Source organism: Bacillus sp. 205(2023) (assembly GCF_037027485.1).
Lineage (GTDB): Bacteria > Bacillota > Bacilli > Bacillales > Bacillaceae > Bacillus > Bacillus halotolerans.
The window spans coordinates 36,476-51,445 of the sequence record NZ_JAXCHF010000006.1 but is presented as its reverse complement, the minus strand read 5'-3'; the positions used below and the strand labels follow the sequence as shown (position 1 = coordinate 51,445).

At 44.9% G+C, this 14,970-nt stretch carries 18 protein-coding genes; 15 read left to right on the top strand and 3 right to left on the bottom strand.

The annotated features are described in order from the left end of the window. Nucleotides 1-11 precede the first annotated feature (11 nt). The 3 genes from WA325_RS14985 to yugI all read left to right on the top strand — a co-directional run bounded on the left by WA325_RS14985 (nt 12) and on the right by yugI (nt 2,266). Nucleotides 12-512 carry an Lrp/AsnC family transcriptional regulator gene (locus tag WA325_RS14985; protein ID WP_024122653.1) on the top strand — a complete coding sequence of 167 codons (501 nt, stop codon included), beginning with the start codon at nt 12-14 and terminating at the stop codon, nt 510-512. Continuing rightward, the gene (locus tag WA325_RS14980; RefSeq protein ID WP_059292656.1) at nt 513-1,673 is read left to right on the top strand and encodes an aminotransferase; all 1,161 of its coding nucleotides are present in this window, start codon (nt 513-515) and stop codon (nt 1,671-1,673) included. Between the two features lie 200 nt (nt 1,674-1,873). Further along, nucleotides 1,874-2,266, top strand: coding sequence for a S1 domain-containing post-transcriptional regulator GSP13 (yugI, locus tag WA325_RS14975; protein WP_019259312.1), 393 nt, complete (start codon nt 1,874-1,876; stop codon nt 2,264-2,266). Between the two features lie 43 nt (nt 2,267-2,309). Here the strand turns inward: yugI and WA325_RS14970 are convergent, their stop codons facing one another. Beyond that, on the bottom strand, nt 2,310-2,546 hold the full coding sequence (locus WA325_RS14970) for a DUF378 domain-containing protein (protein ID WP_003220771.1): 237 nt from the start codon (nt 2,544-2,546) through the stop codon (nt 2,310-2,312). Nucleotides 2,547-2,787: 241 nt separating this feature from the next. On the opposite strand from WA325_RS14970, the gene WA325_RS14965 reads away from it, so the two are divergent. From WA325_RS14965 to WA325_RS14945, 5 genes are all read left to right on the top strand, one after another. Further along, a complete protein-coding gene (locus WA325_RS14965; RefSeq protein WP_326139994.1) occupies nt 2,788-3,951 on the top strand; it encodes an iron-containing alcohol dehydrogenase in 1,164 nt (387 codons plus the stop codon). A 102-nt stretch (nt 3,952-4,053) separates the two neighbouring features. Then, entirely contained in the window at nt 4,054-5,226 is a 1,173-nt protein-coding gene (locus WA325_RS14960) for an iron-containing alcohol dehydrogenase (protein WP_336183889.1), read from the top strand. A 111-nt stretch (nt 5,227-5,337) separates the two neighbouring features. Continuing rightward, a complete protein-coding gene (locus WA325_RS14955; protein ID WP_024122649.1) occupies nt 5,338-6,690 on the top strand; it encodes a glucose-6-phosphate isomerase in 1,353 nt (450 codons plus the stop codon). Nucleotides 6,691-6,748: 58 nt separating this feature from the next. Continuing rightward, complete coding sequence (locus WA325_RS14950) at nt 6,749-7,120, top strand: hypothetical protein (RefSeq protein ID WP_336183933.1); 372 nt, start codon at nt 6,749-6,751, stop codon at nt 7,118-7,120. Nucleotides 7,121-7,180: 60 nt separating this feature from the next. Next, nucleotides 7,181-7,585: a YugN-like family protein gene (locus WA325_RS14945; protein ID WP_024122647.1), complete on the top strand. Its 405-nt coding sequence runs from the start codon at nt 7,181-7,183 to the stop codon at nt 7,583-7,585. Here WA325_RS14945 and WA325_RS14940 read toward each other — a convergent pair. Both WA325_RS14940 and WA325_RS14935 read right to left on the bottom strand, forming a co-directional pair. Further along, nucleotides 7,582-8,568, bottom strand: coding sequence for a potassium channel family protein (locus WA325_RS14940; protein ID WP_336183888.1), 987 nt, complete (start codon nt 8,566-8,568; stop codon nt 7,582-7,584). The genes WA325_RS14945 and WA325_RS14940 overlap by 4 nt on opposite strands. Then, on the bottom strand, nt 8,565-8,819 hold the full coding sequence (locus tag WA325_RS14935) for a protein mistic (protein ID WP_024122645.1): 255 nt from the start codon (nt 8,817-8,819) through the stop codon (nt 8,565-8,567). The genes WA325_RS14940 and WA325_RS14935 overlap by 4 nt, the downstream gene beginning before the upstream one ends. 132 nt (nt 8,820-8,951) lie before the next feature. Here WA325_RS14935 and WA325_RS14930 point away from each other — a divergent pair, with 132 nt between their 5' ends. The 7 genes from WA325_RS14930 (at nt 8,952) to WA325_RS14900 (ending at nt 14,961) form a co-directional block, all read left to right on the top strand. After that, nucleotides 8,952-9,215, top strand: coding sequence for a hypothetical protein (locus WA325_RS14930; RefSeq protein WP_059335356.1), 264 nt, complete (start codon nt 8,952-8,954; stop codon nt 9,213-9,215). Between the two features lie 44 nt (nt 9,216-9,259). Continuing rightward, entirely contained in the window at nt 9,260-9,937 is a 678-nt protein-coding gene (locus WA325_RS14925) for a zinc metallopeptidase (protein ID WP_024122643.1), read from the top strand. Between the two features lie 43 nt (nt 9,938-9,980). Next, complete coding sequence (locus WA325_RS14920; protein ID WP_024122642.1) at nt 9,981-11,270, top strand: hemolysin family protein; 1,290 nt, start codon at nt 9,981-9,983, stop codon at nt 11,268-11,270. Nucleotides 11,271-11,456: 186 nt separating this feature from the next. Continuing rightward, nucleotides 11,457-13,121 carry a glycoside hydrolase family 13 protein gene (locus tag WA325_RS14915; protein ID WP_336183887.1) on the top strand — a complete coding sequence of 555 codons (1,665 nt, stop codon included), beginning with the start codon at nt 11,457-11,459 and terminating at the stop codon, nt 13,119-13,121. Nucleotides 13,122-13,237: 116 nt separating this feature from the next. After that, a complete protein-coding gene (locus tag WA325_RS14910; RefSeq protein WP_105991662.1) occupies nt 13,238-13,636 on the top strand; it encodes a secondary thiamine-phosphate synthase enzyme YjbQ in 399 nt (132 codons plus the stop codon). Between the two features lie 14 nt (nt 13,637-13,650). Continuing rightward, complete coding sequence (locus WA325_RS14905; RefSeq protein ID WP_336183886.1) at nt 13,651-14,682, top strand: nitronate monooxygenase; 1,032 nt, start codon at nt 13,651-13,653, stop codon at nt 14,680-14,682. A gap of 24 nt (nt 14,683-14,706) precedes the next feature. Next, nucleotides 14,707-14,961, top strand: coding sequence for a hypothetical protein (locus tag WA325_RS14900; protein WP_024122638.1), 255 nt, complete (start codon nt 14,707-14,709; stop codon nt 14,959-14,961). The last annotated feature ends 9 nt before the right edge of the window (nt 14,962-14,970 follow it).

Here is a 14,970-nt window from a genome sequence, read left to right as displayed (position 1 = left end):
GTGTGAATTGAATGAAATTGACCGAGAAAGAAACAGAAATATTAGAAATTTTAGACGAAAACAGCCGCGCCGACCTAGAAACAATCGCAAAGATGGCCGGTATCCCTGTAAATGAAGTAAAAGCGATCATTGACAAATTGGAAAAAGAAAAGGTTATCATCGATTATTCCGCTATGATCGACTGGCGGAAGGTGGACGGCCATGAAGGCGTGACAGCCATGATTGATGTTAAAGTCACTCCGAAGCGCGGAGTCGGTTTTGACGAAGTGGCGGAGCGGATTTACCGGTTCCAGGAGGTAGAATCAGTCTATCTGATGTCAGGCGTATACGACCTGTCTGTCGTGATCCGCGGCAATTCAATGTCTGACGTTGCGCGTTTCGTATCTGATAAACTGTCAACGCTTGATTCAGTTGTGTCTACGACAACACATTTTATCCTGAAAAAATACAAGCATGACGGCAAAGTATTTGAAACGGGAGACGACGACAAAAGAATCGTGGTGTCACCGTAAATGACTTCTTATTTATCCGATTATGTACAACAAATAAAACCATCCGGCATCCGCAGATTCTTTGATTTGGCGGCAACGATGGAAGGTGTTATTTCTTTAGGGGTCGGAGAACCTGACTTTGTAACGGCTTGGAATGTCCGTGAAGCAAGCATTCTTTCCCTTGAACAAGGGTATACGTCATATACCGCTAATGCAGGTTTATACTCATTGCGGGAGGAAATCAGCCGTTATGTCAGCAGCCGGTTTGGTCTTGCATACTCTCCTGACGATGAACTGATTGTGACGGTAGGGGCGAGTCAGGCTTTGGATATTGCGATCCGCGCCATTGTAAACCCCGGTGAGGAAGTGATTATTCCTGAGCCGTGTTTTGTGGCGTATGAATCGCTTGTGTCTTTGACAGGCGGCGTCCCTGTTCATGTCCATACGACGGCTGATAAAGGTTTTAAAGCAACTGCTGAGGATTTTGAAGCGGCAGTGACCGAAAAAACAAAGGCCATTCTCATTTGTTCGCCTTCGAATCCGACCGGCTCGGTTTACTCAAAGAAAGAGTTACATGAAATTGCTGAGTTTGCCAAAACACATGATTTGATCGTACTGAGCGACGAGATTTACGCGGAACTGACATACGATGAGGAATTTACAAGCATAGCAGCATTCCCGGGGATGAAAGAGCGCACGGTTGTCATTTCGGGATTTTCAAAGGCGTTTGCCATGACAGGCTGGAGACTCGGCTTCGCCGCGGCGCCTTCAGAAATCCGCAACGCGATGCTTAAAATCCACCAGTATGCGATGATGTGCGCGCCTGCAATGGCGCAATACGCAGCGCTTGAAGGATTAAAAAACGGAATAGAAGACGTAGAAAAGATGAAAAAGAGCTACCGGAGAAGACGTAATTTGTTTGTCGAAACGCTAAATGAAATCGGTCTCAGCTGCCACCATCCGAGCGGTGCTTTCTATGCTTTCCCATCCATCAAAAGCACTGGGATGAGCTCAGAACAGTTTGCCGAGGAGCTCCTGATGCAGGAAAAAGTAGCCGTTGTTCCCGGTAATGTGTTTGGGCCGAGCGGAGAAGGATATATCCGCTGTTCATATGCGACATCAATTGAACAGCTGCAAGAAGCATTGGTCAGAATGAAGCGCTTCTTACACAAAACAACATAAAAAAAGATACGAACCTTTTGTTCGCATCCAATAAAAGGGGGAATACTAGAAAGCCTTTGGTATTTGCAGTATACCCTCTTTTTGATATGCTTAAACCTGATATCATATAAAAAAGTTTCCTTTGCGGAAATGAAACATGTATGATATAATTTTAAATTGCGTATAAACAGATATTTAATTTAACTTAGGAGTTGTTATGAATGGCAGCAAAATTTGAAGTGGGCAGTGTTTACACTGGTAAAGTTACAGGATTACAAGCGTATGGTGCGTTTGTTGCATTAGATGAAGAAACTCAAGGTTTAGTACACATTTCTGAAGTGACTCACGGTTTCGTAAAAGACATCAACGAGCACCTTTCGGTTGGCGACGAAGTACAAGTAAAAGTACTAGCTGTTGACGAAGAAAAAGGAAAAATCAGCCTTTCTATTCGTGCGACACAAGCTGCGCCTGAGAAAAAAGAAAGCAAACCAAGAAAACCTAAAGCTGCGCAAGTAAGCGAAGAAGCTTCTGCACCACAAGGTTTCAACACATTAAAAGATAAGCTTGAAGAGTGGATCGAAATGTCCAACCGCAAAGACCTTATCAAAAAATAAGCATGAAAAAGCACCGGACAGGAATGTTCGGTGCTTTTTTATCCTATCGCATTTCAGGATTTGCTGCCTCTTCACGTGATCTTTCCTCGTTTGGTTTAAACAGCAGACCGAGGTTGATTAAGCCGGCGATTCCGACAAGACCGTAAATAATACGGGAAAGAGCTGACCCTTGGCCGCCGAAGATGGCCGCTACTAAATCAAATTGGAAAAATCCGATCAGTCCCCAGTTAATAGCGCCAATGATCGTTAATACAAGGCAAATTCTCTGAATTGTACTCATGTTTTGCAACCTCCTCCATGAATTATTAAAACAGTTATAGATTGTGACAAATTGGAGAATCTATACATGCATTCTCCATATTGAGAGTAGCCGGACGAAACAGCCCAAACTCAGCTTGTACCTGTTCCTTTCCCAGCATCTTGCAAATGAAAACTGCCCGATACGCTGAAAACGGAAAGAGCTGATTGCTTTACATGGAGCGCAGGCATTCTGCATAATGAAAATCTAAGGAGGAGATGTCATGCAAAACTTTACATATTGGAATCCGACGAAATTAATTTTCGGCCGCGGAGAAGTTGAAAAACTCCCGGAGGAACTGAAACCTTACGGAAAAAATGTATTGTTAGTCTACGGAGGCGGAAGCATTAAACGCAGCGGCCTTTATGATCAAGTGATGGAACAGCTGAATAAAGCCGGTGTCACGGTGCATGAATTAGCAGGCGTAGAGCCGAACCCGCGTGTGTCGACTGTTAATAAAGGTGTTGCGATCTGCAAAGAGAACAACATTGATTTCTTACTGGCTGTCGGAGGCGGAAGTGTTATCGACTGTACAAAGGCGATTGCTGCGGGGGCAAAGTATGATGGTGATGCGTGGGATATCGTAACGAAAAAACACCAGCCGAAGGAAGCTTTGCCGTTCGGAACTGTATTGACTCTCGCCGCAACTGGTTCTGAAATGAACGCAGGTTCAGTTATTACCAACTGGGAAACAAAAGAGAAATATGGCTGGGGCAGCCCGCTCGTGTTCCCTAAATTCTCTATTTTGGACCCAGTGAACACATTTACTGTTCCTAAAAACCACACGATCTACGGAATGGTTGATATGATGAGCCACGTGTTTGAACAATACTTCCACCATGTATCAAACACACCTTACCAGGATCGCATGTGCGAATCTCTTTTACGCACAGTCATCGAAACAGCGCCTAAGCTGATCAATGATCTTGAAAATTACGAACTGCGTGAAACGATTCTTTACACAGGGACAATCGCTTTAAACGGTATGCTGTCAATGGGTGCAAGAGGGGATTGGGCAACTCATAATATCGAACATGCCGTTTCAGCCGTTTACGATATTCCGCATGCCGGCGGACTTGCGATTCTCTTCCCGAACTGGATGAGACATACATTATCAGAAAACCCAGCCCGCATGAAGCAGCTTGCGGTGCGTGTGTTTGATGTAGAAGAAGCTGGAAAATCAGATGAGGAAATCGCGCTGGAAGGCATCGACAAGCTGTCTGCTTTCTGGACAAGCCTAGGCGCTCCAAACCGTCTGGCTGACTACGATATAAATGACGAACAGCTCGACACAATTGCCGACAAGGCAATGGCCAACGGTACGTTCGGCCAGTTTAAATCACTTAACAAAGAAGATGTACTCGCTATTTTAAAAGCATCTCTATAACAAAAGGGGGAAATAGCCGATCCGGCTGTTTCCCTTTTTCTTTGGACTTATGTTACAATTGTTAATCTGTTTTTTGATACAGCAATATTTGGAGGTTTTACAATGGAAAATTTCACTTATTATAACCCGACGAAGCTGATCTTCGGAAAAGGCCAGCTTGAACAATTAAGAAAAGAATTAAAGCAATACGGTAAAAATGTTCTGCTTGTCTACGGAGGCGGAAGCATTAAACGTAATGGCCTTTATGACCAGGTAACAGGCATATTAAAAGAAGAAGGCGCCGCTGTCTATGAACTGCCAGGGGTAGAGCCGAACCCGCGTCTTGCAACTGTGGAAAAAGGCATTGACCTATGCAGACAGCATGATATTGATTTTCTGCTTGCTGTGGGCGGCGGAAGTGTAATTGACTGCACAAAAGCGATCGCTGCGGGAGTAAAATACGACGGGGACGCTTGGGACATTTTCAGCAAGAAAGTAACAGCCGAAGATGCACTGCCGTTCGGTACCGTTCTAACCCTTGCTGCTACAGGTTCCGAAATGAACCCTGACTCTGTGATTACAAACTGGGAAACAAACGAGAAATTTGTATGGGGAAGCAATGTAACTCATCCGCGGTTCTCGATTTTAGACCCTGAAAATACGTTTACAGTGCCTGAAAATCAAACGGTTTACGGTATGGTTGACATGATGAGCCACGTGTTTGAACAATACTTCCATAATGTCGAAAACACACCGCTGCAAGACAGAATGTGCTTTGCCGTTCTGCAGACGGTAATCGAAACAGCTCCAAAACTATTGGAGGATCTGGAAAATTACAAACATCGTGAAACGATTTTATATGCTGGCACAATCGCTCTGAATGGCACGCTTCAAATGGGCTACTTCGGCGACTGGGCTTCTCACACTATGGAGCATGCCGTATCAGCTGTTTACGATATTCCGCATGCCGGCGGACTCGCGATCCTGTTCCCGAACTGGATGAGATACACGCTTAATACAAATGTCGGCCGCTTTAAAAACCTTATGCTCAATATGTTTGACATTGATACAGAAGGCAAAACGGATAAAGAAATCGTGCTTGAAGGAATCGACAAGCTGTCTGCGTTCTGGACAAGTCTGGGTGCGCCTTCCCGTTTATCCGACTATGATATCGGAGAGGAAAAACTGGAACTGATTGCTGATATCGCAGCCAAAGAAATGGAGCATGGCGGCTTCGGCAACTTCCAAAAACTGAACAAAGATGACGTACTTGCCATCCTTCGCGCGTCACTCTGATTTCTAAGGACGGAATGCAGTCATTCCGTCCTTTCTTCTTGACTTGATTTCACAGATAAGTTCATATAAAGTGAAAGATGAAAACATTATACCGTTATGGAGGGACAAGCAATGACGCATGTACGCTTTGACTACTCAAAAGCGTTGACTTTCTTCAACGAACATGAACTTACATATTTGCGCGACTTTGTAAAAACAGCACACCATAATATTCATGAAAAAACAGGAGCGGGCAGCGATTTTCTAGGCTGGGTGGACCTCCCTGAACATTATGATAAAGAAGAATTTGCGCGCATTAAAAAAAGCGCGGAAAAAATCAAATCTGACTCTGATGTATTGCTTGTTGTCGGTATCGGCGGTTCTTACCTCGGTGCGCGGGCAGCGATTGAAGCGCTTAATCACGCGTTTTACAATACACTGCCAAAAGCAAAACGAGGCAATCCGCAAGTCATTTTCATCGGAAACAACATCAGTTCATCTTATATGAGAGATGTCATGGATCTTCTCGAAGATGTTGACTTCTCCATTAACGTCATCTCTAAATCAGGTACAACAACTGAACCTGCAATCGCTTTCCGTATTTTCCGCAAGCTTCTTGAAGAGAAATACGGCAAGGAAGAAGCGAAAGCGCGGATTTACGCGACAACTGATAAAGAGCGCGGCGCGTTAAAAACACTTTCTAACGAAGAAGGCTTCGAATCATTTGTCATTCCTGATGATGTCGGCGGCCGTTATTCTGTCTTAACAGCTGTTGGTCTCCTGCCGATTGCTGTCAGCGGCGTCAACATTGACGACATGATGAAAGGCGCATTTGATGCGAGCAAGGATTTTGCCACATCAGAATTGGAAGATAACCCTGCATACCAGTATGCGGTCGTTCGCAATGTGCTTTACAATAAAGGCAAAACGATTGAAATGCTTATCAACTATGAGCCGGCGCTTCAATATTTTGCGGAGTGGTGGAAGCAGCTGTTCGGCGAAAGTGAAGGCAAAGACGAGAAGGGCATTTATCCTTCTTCTGCCAACTATTCAACAGACCTTCACTCATTAGGACAGTACGTACAGGAAGGCCGAAGAGACTTGTTCGAAACGGTGCTGAATGTCGAAAAACCTAAACACGAGCTGACAATCGAAGAAGCGGATAACGATCTTGACGGCTTAAACTATTTAGCCGGAAAAACTGTAGACTTCGTTAATAAAAAAGCATTCCAAGGTACAATGCTGGCTCATACAGACGGAAATGTTCCGAACTTAATCGTCAACATTCCTGAGCTGAATGCATATACTTTTGGATACCTTGTTTATTTCTTCGAAAAAGCCTGCGCGATGAGCGGTTATCTCCTCGGCGTCAATCCTTTTGACCAGCCTGGAGTAGAAGCATATAAAGTCAATATGTTTGCATTGCTTGGCAAACCTGGCTTTGAAGAGAAAAAAGCTGAGCTTGAAAAACGTCTCGAAGATTAATGTAAGAAAGCTGACTGGCATTTGCCGGTCGGCTTTTTATAAAATCAGAAAGGTGCTGATGTTCATGAAACAAATGGTCAAACATCTCATCATTGCGGGTTTTTCTGCAGCTGTTTTAGTTATTCTCATATCCTTTGATGCCGTGAATACAGAGTTTTCTTCCACCCTTGGCGGCACACTCTCACACTTTTTTATCCACACCTTTCTTCTGATCGGGCTGCCGCTTGCCATTTTTACCGATGCGGTGCACCAGTTTCTGAAATTGAAGCGATCTCACACCCTTTTAACAAAGTTAGGACTCTATGCAGCTGTTGTCTATGTTTCATGGGAATCTGCAGCGGGGATTGCTGCAGCGATGACTGTTTACCTCTTAATTGAATGCGCTTTCTTTTCGGTTGGCCGTGCAAAGGAAAAAACGGTTTCCATGTAATCAGCCTCTGAATGAAGTCTTGTTCTGCGGGACAGGATAAATGAAAAAAGGGGCAGTTTGATGATTACGATACCTTCAGCGATAGATGGACAGCCTTTCTTGCTTCAAGAGCTGGAGCAAGTCATGAAGCCGCTCGGTTATGTGATAAACGGCGGCTGGGAGTACGACCACGGCTATTTTGATTATAAAATTGATGATAGAGACGGATATTTATTTTTAAGAATTCCCGTCAATGCCATACAAGGCAGTCTGGATGAACGCGGGGCAGCTGTCCGTATCGGAACTCCGTTTATGCTGAGGCAGGTGTTCCAGGCAGGCCTTGATGATCATGCTGAAGGAGGGCCGTTTCAATCGCTGTTTAATCAATTTTCTGAGCCCGAGAGACGGGACGCAGAGATTGATCCGGCGTATTTGGATATCGGCGCCTCCCTTGTCAAAGAGCTGGAGGATGTTTTGTTGGGTTAAAGCGCAAGGAACTGATCCGTTTCAAGCACTTTATATGAAAGAGGAGGGGTAATCATAGGCCCTTCCTCTTTTTGTATGCCGATAATAGTGGTGTTGTGATCAAGAAAATAGAGGACGCATGTTTTATAAGCGGCACCATGCAGTTCAGAAGGAACCGAAATCAGCCGCACTTTTTTATCGAGTGTCAGCTCGATTAAGCTTTGCGGTTTAGACAGCTGCAATTTGACCCGGTAATGTTCCAGCATCACGCGGCTTAAGAGCTTAGACGTCCCGATAATTTTATTAGCGCCTGCCCGTTCTGCATTGGTGACAAAGCGGTCTGTCAGAATTTCGACAATACAGTAAGCCAGCGGATTCAATCCTTTGACTGATAACAGAATCAGCACCGACAGCATGTCCGCCTCCGCTTCACTTTTATATTGGTCGGCAGTGACCATAACTGTGTCCGCCTCAGTAATATTGGCTCGTTTCAGCGTTTCATCATCAGCGGCGTGTCCGCGTATGAAATGGACATTTTCAATGAGCGGCCCTTCTTTTAACGATTCATCAATCAGAACGACTGTCTTGGAGGGCGCCGCCAGCTGAAGCTCTCTCAAAAGGCGATTTGATTTTTCATTCCAGCCGATAATAATCACATGGCCCCGTCCTTTGTAAGCGACCTTTCCCTCTATGTAGCGGTGCTGTTTGCTGAAAGCGGCAGCGGATAAGGTGGCAAAGTAAGCAGTGACAAAGCTTGCGCCGATGAATATCAGCAGCATTCCGGCTGCTTGACCAAGCGGCGTGTGCGGCACATAGTCTCCGTAGCCCACTGTTGAGATGGTAACCACGGCCCACCAAATACCTTCGAAGACGGAAGTAAACTGCTCGGGCTCAAGTAAATAAATGATTTGCCCGAACAAAAGAATCAGAAAAAGAATGATCAGCCCGATTCGGATAAATAACGGCCATCTCAGCCAAGAAATAAAGATCCGGTTTGACTTCATTCTTTTTCCCCTTCTTCAGATAATGAAATAGATAAAATCTGTTTAATAATCGTATTCAGCTTCTCATTTAGCTTTTCCTGGCCGTACAGGTCGCGGGCCTGCTTCATGAGATCAGCTGTATCGTCTTCCAGCTGAATGAGCGGTTCGTCGATTTCGGATTCATTATAAAACTGGATAAATACGTCCAGCCCTTCATTCATCCGGTCAATCGCTGTACTCAGCTGTTCCTTTTCCTCGCTCGTCACTTTCATGTTCATCACACCCGTGCTCTTTTTATAACAGTATGTCCCACTTCCGGCATTGTTTTTCAAAAAATGAACAAAACATATAAAACCGGATTTCTCCATAAACTAAAACAAATAGGCGAAAAAAGGATTGAACAGATGACGATCATTCAAAGAACCGTCGTGGTTTTGATCGGTACGCAGCTTGCGGCATCCGCAGTGATTTTGTTTATTTTCGACTTGAATTCGTATAATCACTTCTCCGATAGCTTCTCATGGCATCATTTTTTGAAAGAGCTGATTGGAGGCTTTTCTTTTTATTTGTTTTCGGCCGGCTTGTTCCTTTTGCTTATTGGAATGTGTGCGCCAAGACGGAAGAAGAAGCGCTTTTCTGTACACGAGAAAGAAAACTCATTAAAATAATCGTAATAAAGAAACATACGATCTTTAAAAAAGGATGATGAAACATGCTGTTTATATTTTTAACAATAGCCGCATTGGGATTGTCGTTTTGGGCACAATTTAAAGTAAAGAGCAACTTTGAAAAATATTCAAAAGTGGAAGCCTCAAGCGGTCGAACAGGGGCAGAAACGGCAAGACGGATTCTAGATATAAACGGTCTTTACGACGTGCCGGTCGAACCGGTAAGAGGCGCTTTAACAGACCATTACGACCCGACAAGACGGGTGGTGCGTTTATCTGAGCCGGTCTATTACGGCCGCTCAATTTCCGCCATCTCCGTAGCTTCCCATGAAGTCGGACATGCCTTGCAGCATCAGGAGTCATATGGTGCGCTTGTGCTGAGACATAAAATTTTCCCAGTCGTGAATTTTGCATCCGGTGTAGCTCCTTTGCTTTTCTTAGGAGGCATGCTTCTCGGCAGCCTGAATTTGATCGGGCTTGGCATCATTCTGTTTTCAGCCGCTGTCTTTTTCCAGCTGATCACACTGCCTGTCGAATTCAATGCAAGTTCACGCGCGAAGCAAATTATTGTGTCAGAAGGATTCATCCGGAACAATGAAGAGAATGGGGTAAATAAAGTGCTGAGCGCCGCCGCCTTAACGTATGTGGCCGCCGCCCTGGTTTCCCTGTTTGAACTTCTTCGCTTTGTGATGATCTTCTTAAACGGTCGTAATGAGAATTAACGTTAAGGAGGTGGCCCCTTACCATTTATGGTAAGGGCTTTTTTTGCTTATATTACAATTGATCGCCATTTTTGTTTTGATTGGCATTACGGCTGTTTTCGTTGCAGCCGAATTTGCAATCGTCAAAATCAGAGGTTCAAAAATCAATCAGCTCATCGAAAGCGGAGACAGCCGGGCGCTTGCCGCACATAAAATCATCTCCAATCTTGACGAGTATTTATCAGCCTGCCAGCTCGGGATTACAATTACAGCCCTCGGCCTTGGATGGCTTGGTGAACCGACATTTGAACGCATTCTTCATCCCTTATTTACAGCGGCAGGCATACCGGAACCGTTTAACCACATTGTCACATTTGTAATTGCATTTATCATCGTCACTTTTTTGCATGTGGTAATGGGTGAGCTTGCGCCGAAAACGGTTTCCATTCAAAAGGCTGAAGCTGTCAGTTTATGGATTGCAAAGCCGCTGATCTGGTTTTATAAAATCACATATCCGTTTATCAAAGCATTGAATGGCTCTGCAAGTTTTCTTGTGAAATTGTTTGGCTTTCATTCAGTCAAGGAGCATGAGGTTGTCATCAGCGAGGAGGAACTGAGGCTGATCCTGTCAGAAAGCTATGAAAAAGGGGAAATCAACCAGTCCGAATTTCGCTATGTGAATAAGATTTTTGAATTCGACAACCGGGTGGCGAGAGAAATTATGATTCCGCGAACAGAAATCGCTGTCATCTCTCTGGAGCAGTCGCTTGAAGAAGCGATTCATCTCATCATTAACGAACGGTATACACGGTATCCTGTCATCAAAGAAGATAAGGATCATATTTTAGGGATTATCAACAGCAAAGATATGTTTAAAGCGTATTTTCTCGGCCAGCCGATTAAGCTGAAGCAAATTATGAGGCCTGTCATCAGGGTCATTGAAAGCATTCCTGTCCAGCAGCTTTTAATCCGCATGCAGAAGGAACGGATTCATATGGCGATTCTCGTTGATGAATACGGGGGAACGGCGGGGCTTGTAACTGTCGAGGATATTATCGAAGAAATTGTCGGGGAAATCCGTGATGAATATGATCAGGATGAAACGCCGCATATTTTGAAAAAAGGCGAGCACCATTATGTGATGGATGGCAAAGCGCTAATAGATGAAGTGAATGACCTGCTCGACATTGCCATTGAGAATGAAGAAATTGATACGATTGCAGGCTGGCTTCTGACGCAAAAAATGGAGCTGGAAGCAGGAGATGTGATACAGGCGGAGGGCTGCGAGTTTAAAATCCTCGACGCTGAAGACCATCACATTCGATTTGTCGAAATCAAAAAAACAGAGTTTTAATCAAAAACAGCCGGGCTGGATCGCGGCTGTTTTTTTGAGCTCAAAGAAAATCAGGAGCAAAGGCTTCTGAAAAATTGATCAGTCTCCTGTCATCGGCAAGAGGCTTTTTTTCTGAAAAAATGAATGCTTCAAAGGCCTTTTTCTACATAAGATATAAAAACCGCACACGCAGGAAGGAGTGGCTGTATGAAAAAGGCTTGGTGGAAGGAAGCGGTGGTCTACCAAATTTATCCCCGCAGCTTCAAGGATTCAAACAGCGATGGAATCGGGGATATTCAAGGAATCAGATCCAAGCTTCCGTACATAAAAGAACTTGGTGCCGATGTGATTTGGATTTGTCCTTTGTACGACTCACCCAATGCGGATAACGGCTATGATATAAGAGATTACAAAAACATATTGAGCGATTTCGGCACAATGGCAGATTTCGATCAGCTGCTTCATGATATTCATGAGCTTGGCATGAAGCTCATTATGGATCTTGTCGTGAATCATACAAGTGATGAACATCCATGGTTCATTGAATCACGTGCATCTTTACAATCCCAAAAACGCGACTGGTATATTTGGAAGGACGGGAAAGACGGAAAAGAGCCAAACAATTGGGAAAGCATTTTCGGAGGATCGGCTTGGCAGTATGATCAGCAGACAAGCAAGTATTATCTCCACCTTTTTGATAAAAAGCAGCCAGACCTGAACTGGGAAAATCAAGAGGTAAGAAACGCCGTTTATGACATGGTCAATTGGTGGCTCGATAAAGGCATAGACGGATTTCGGGTGGATGCCATTTCTCATATTAAGAAAAAAGAAGGGCTGCCTGATCTGCCGAATCCGAAAGGGCTGTCCTATGTTCCTTCTTTTCCTTATCATATGAATGCTGAGGGCATATTGGATTTTTTAACAGAGCTGAAGGAAAACACATTTTCCCGCTATCCGATCATGACGGTCGGAGAGGCAAACGGTGTCGCGGCAAAGGAGGCGGCTGAGTGGGCGGGGGAGGAATCCGGCATTTTCAGCATGATTTTTCAATTTGAACATCTCGGTCTGTGGGATATAGAGGTCAATGAAAGCATCGATATCGCTGCTTTCAAACGGATTTTAACAGAGTGGCAGAACCGTTTGGAGGGAATCGGCTGGAACGCTTTGTTTATGGAAAACCATGATCAGCCCCGTTCTGTTTCTGTATGGGGAAACGACGGGAATTCCTTAAAGGAAAGTGCAAAAGCGCTCGCCGCTGTTTATTTTCTGATGAAAGGCACGCCGTTTATTTATCAGGGACAGGAAATCGGCATGACCAATGTGGCGTTTCCTTCCATTGAGGATTATGATGATGTCGCGATGAAGCGGCTGTATGACATAGAGACCGCAAAAGGCGCTTCTCACGAGGAAGTGATGAAGATAGTCTGGAAAAAGGGAAGAGACAATTCACGAACACCAATGCAATGGAACGCTTCTTCTCACGCTGGGTTTTCTGATGCCAAGCCATGGATTGGGGTTAATGACAATTACACATGGCTGAACGCCGAGGCGCAAATAAACGATAACACATCTGTCTATCACTTTTACAAAAGCTTGATCAAACTCCGCCAAACATATGATGTATTTATTTATGGGCAATACGAGCTGATTTTACCGGAAGATCAGCAAATCCTTGCATACCTTCGCAAAAATGAGAGCCAAACTGCGCTCATTGCGGCAAATCTGACGGGTGCGCCGGCGTTCTGCAGATATCCTGCATTGCCGTTATCTTCTGACAAACTTCTATTGTCGAATATGGAAACAGAACCGCACAAGCATACGACATCATTGCTGTTAAAACCTTATGAAGCCAGAGTATACCTATGGCAATAAAACTCCAGAAAAAAGCTGGAGTTTTTGTTTTCTTCAGGTTTATGAGCTTGGTTTAACAGGAAAAAAAGAACACAGAACGAATATGCAAAGAGAAGGGGAATTGAAAGGAGAAACAAATGCTGAAAACTCTGCAAATCAAAACAAACAAAAGAGATGAAATGGTTGAAATCACTCACGAGGTGGAAGCGTTTCTTCAAGACACAGGAGTGGCAAGCGGAGCAGCGCTGATTTACTGTCCGCATACGACGGCGGGCATTACAATTAATGAAAATGCCGATCCCGATGTGAAAAGAGATATGCTCCGAAGATTTGATGAGATGTATCCATGGGACCATGAGCTGGACCGCCATATGGAAGGCAATACAGCTGCACATATGAAGTCCAGTACGGTAGGCGCTTCACAGCATGTCATCATTGAAAACGGGCGTCTCATTCTCGGGACGTGGCAAGGTATTTATTTCTGCGAATTTGACGGCCCGCGTCATCGAACTTGCCATATCAAAATCATGGAATAACTGGAGGTGCTTCTATGACTCAATGGATGAAAGCACTATCATTATCAAAGCCTGTCATTCAGGCGCCGATGGCAGGCGGCCTGGTCACACCCCGACTGGCAGCCGCTGTGTCGAATGAAGGCGCGCTCGGAAGTCTCGCTTCCGGATATCTCAGTCCAGGTACGCTTGAAAAACAAATCATCGAGATGCAGGAATTGACCAGCAGCGCTTTTCAGGTAAATGTGTTTGTGCCGGAAAAAAGGAAGACACCGGACGATAAAACGGTTCACACATGGAAACAGAACATTCCGTTTGCGGAACAGGCGGCTGCTTTTCCTTTAGAGGAGGAAGAGTGGGAGGATTTTCATCAAAAAATAAATCTGATTCTTACATACAATGTAAGAGCCTGTTCATTTACGTTCGGCATTCCGCCTGATGAAAGCATTCATTTATTAAAGAAAAATGGCTGCTGTCTTATCGGAACGGCTACTTCGCCGCAAGAAGCCGTCCTGCTGGAAGAGCGCGGAATGGATATCATCGTGCTGCAAGGCAGTGAAGCAGGCGGCCACCGCGGTTCTTTTCTGCCGGTCAGCGGAGAGTCTGCTATTGGCTTAATGTCACTGGTTCCCCAAGCAGCAGACGCTGTTTCAGTACCCGTGATTGCGGCGGGCGGAATTGCAGACCGCCGCGGCGTCCAAGCGGCTCACTGTCTCGGAGCGCAAGGTGTACAGGTCGGGACTCCGTTTCTTATGTGTGAGGAAAGCGAAGCCTCTGAAACGTACAGACAGGAATTAAAAGAAGCGCATGGAACAGACACGCGCCTTACCGCATTGTTTTCGGGGAAGCCTGCAAGGGGTATAGTCAACCAATGGATGAAAGAGCAACAAGCTGAAGAGGCAAATACACTTCCTTATCCATTGCAAAACACGTTAACAAAACCGATGAGAAAACATGCCGCCGCAGCCAAAGATTCCGGTCACATGTCTCTGTGGGCAGGGCAATCAGTCGGATTGCTCAATGGGCCCTCTGACGTGAAAACGCTGATAGCTGAGCTTTGCCAATCGTAACGTAACTAACAGAGGTGACAGACGATGAACATTCTTCAATATTCTTATAAAAAGAAAGGGAAAATTGAGTTTGTATTTGAAGACTGGCCTCATTCAAAAGTTACAATGGCTCCCATCAAAGGGTATTATTTTGTCCGGTTTATCAAGTGGAGCAGCCAAGATCCCATCGTGACGAGAAATGACCTTGAAAAAATGGAATGGGCTGCGAACCAGTATGTCGGCACAGCCCCTTTCTATCGAAAACGAAAAGCATTTGAAACCCCATCGTCCCCAAAATAGACGGTGGGG

What these genes read in the sequence shown, in the direction of transcription:
- WA325_RS14985 (WP_024122653.1), top strand. Translation starts at nt 12, where the DNA reads ATGAAATTGACCGAGAAAGAAACAGAAATATTAGAAATTTTAGACGAA.
- WA325_RS14980 (WP_059292656.1), top strand. Translation starts at nt 513, where the DNA reads ATGACTTCTTATTTATCCGATTATGTACAACAAATAAAACCATCCGGC.
- yugI (WP_019259312.1), top strand. Translation starts at nt 1,874, where the DNA reads ATGGCAGCAAAATTTGAAGTGGGCAGTGTTTACACTGGTAAAGTTACA.
- WA325_RS14970 (WP_003220771.1), bottom strand. Translation starts at nt 2,546, where the DNA reads ATGAGTACAATTCAGAGAATTTGCCTTGTATTAACGATCATTGGCGCT.
- WA325_RS14965 (WP_326139994.1), top strand. Translation starts at nt 2,788, where the DNA reads ATGCAAAACTTTACATATTGGAATCCGACGAAATTAATTTTCGGCCGC.
- WA325_RS14960 (WP_336183889.1), top strand. Translation starts at nt 4,054, where the DNA reads ATGGAAAATTTCACTTATTATAACCCGACGAAGCTGATCTTCGGAAAA.
- WA325_RS14955 (WP_024122649.1), top strand. Translation starts at nt 5,338, where the DNA reads ATGACGCATGTACGCTTTGACTACTCAAAAGCGTTGACTTTCTTCAAC.
- WA325_RS14950 (WP_336183933.1), top strand. Translation starts at nt 6,749, where the DNA reads ATGTTCATGAAACAAATGGTCAAACATCTCATCATTGCGGGTTTTTCT.
- WA325_RS14945 (WP_024122647.1), top strand. Translation starts at nt 7,181, where the DNA reads ATGATTACGATACCTTCAGCGATAGATGGACAGCCTTTCTTGCTTCAA.
- WA325_RS14940 (WP_336183888.1), bottom strand. Translation starts at nt 8,568, where the DNA reads ATGAAGTCAAACCGGATCTTTATTTCTTGGCTGAGATGGCCGTTATTT.
- WA325_RS14935 (WP_024122645.1), bottom strand. Translation starts at nt 8,819, where the DNA reads ATGAAAGTGACGAGCGAGGAAAAGGAACAGCTGAGTACAGCGATTGAC.
- WA325_RS14930 (WP_059335356.1), top strand. Translation starts at nt 8,952, where the DNA reads ATGACGATCATTCAAAGAACCGTCGTGGTTTTGATCGGTACGCAGCTT.
- WA325_RS14925 (WP_024122643.1), top strand. Translation starts at nt 9,260, where the DNA reads ATGCTGTTTATATTTTTAACAATAGCCGCATTGGGATTGTCGTTTTGG.
- WA325_RS14915 (WP_336183887.1), top strand. Translation starts at nt 11,457, where the DNA reads ATGAAAAAGGCTTGGTGGAAGGAAGCGGTGGTCTACCAAATTTATCCC.
- WA325_RS14910 (WP_105991662.1), top strand. Translation starts at nt 13,238, where the DNA reads ATGCTGAAAACTCTGCAAATCAAAACAAACAAAAGAGATGAAATGGTT.
- WA325_RS14905 (WP_336183886.1), top strand. Translation starts at nt 13,651, where the DNA reads ATGACTCAATGGATGAAAGCACTATCATTATCAAAGCCTGTCATTCAG.
- WA325_RS14900 (WP_024122638.1), top strand. Translation starts at nt 14,707, where the DNA reads ATGAACATTCTTCAATATTCTTATAAAAAGAAAGGGAAAATTGAGTTT.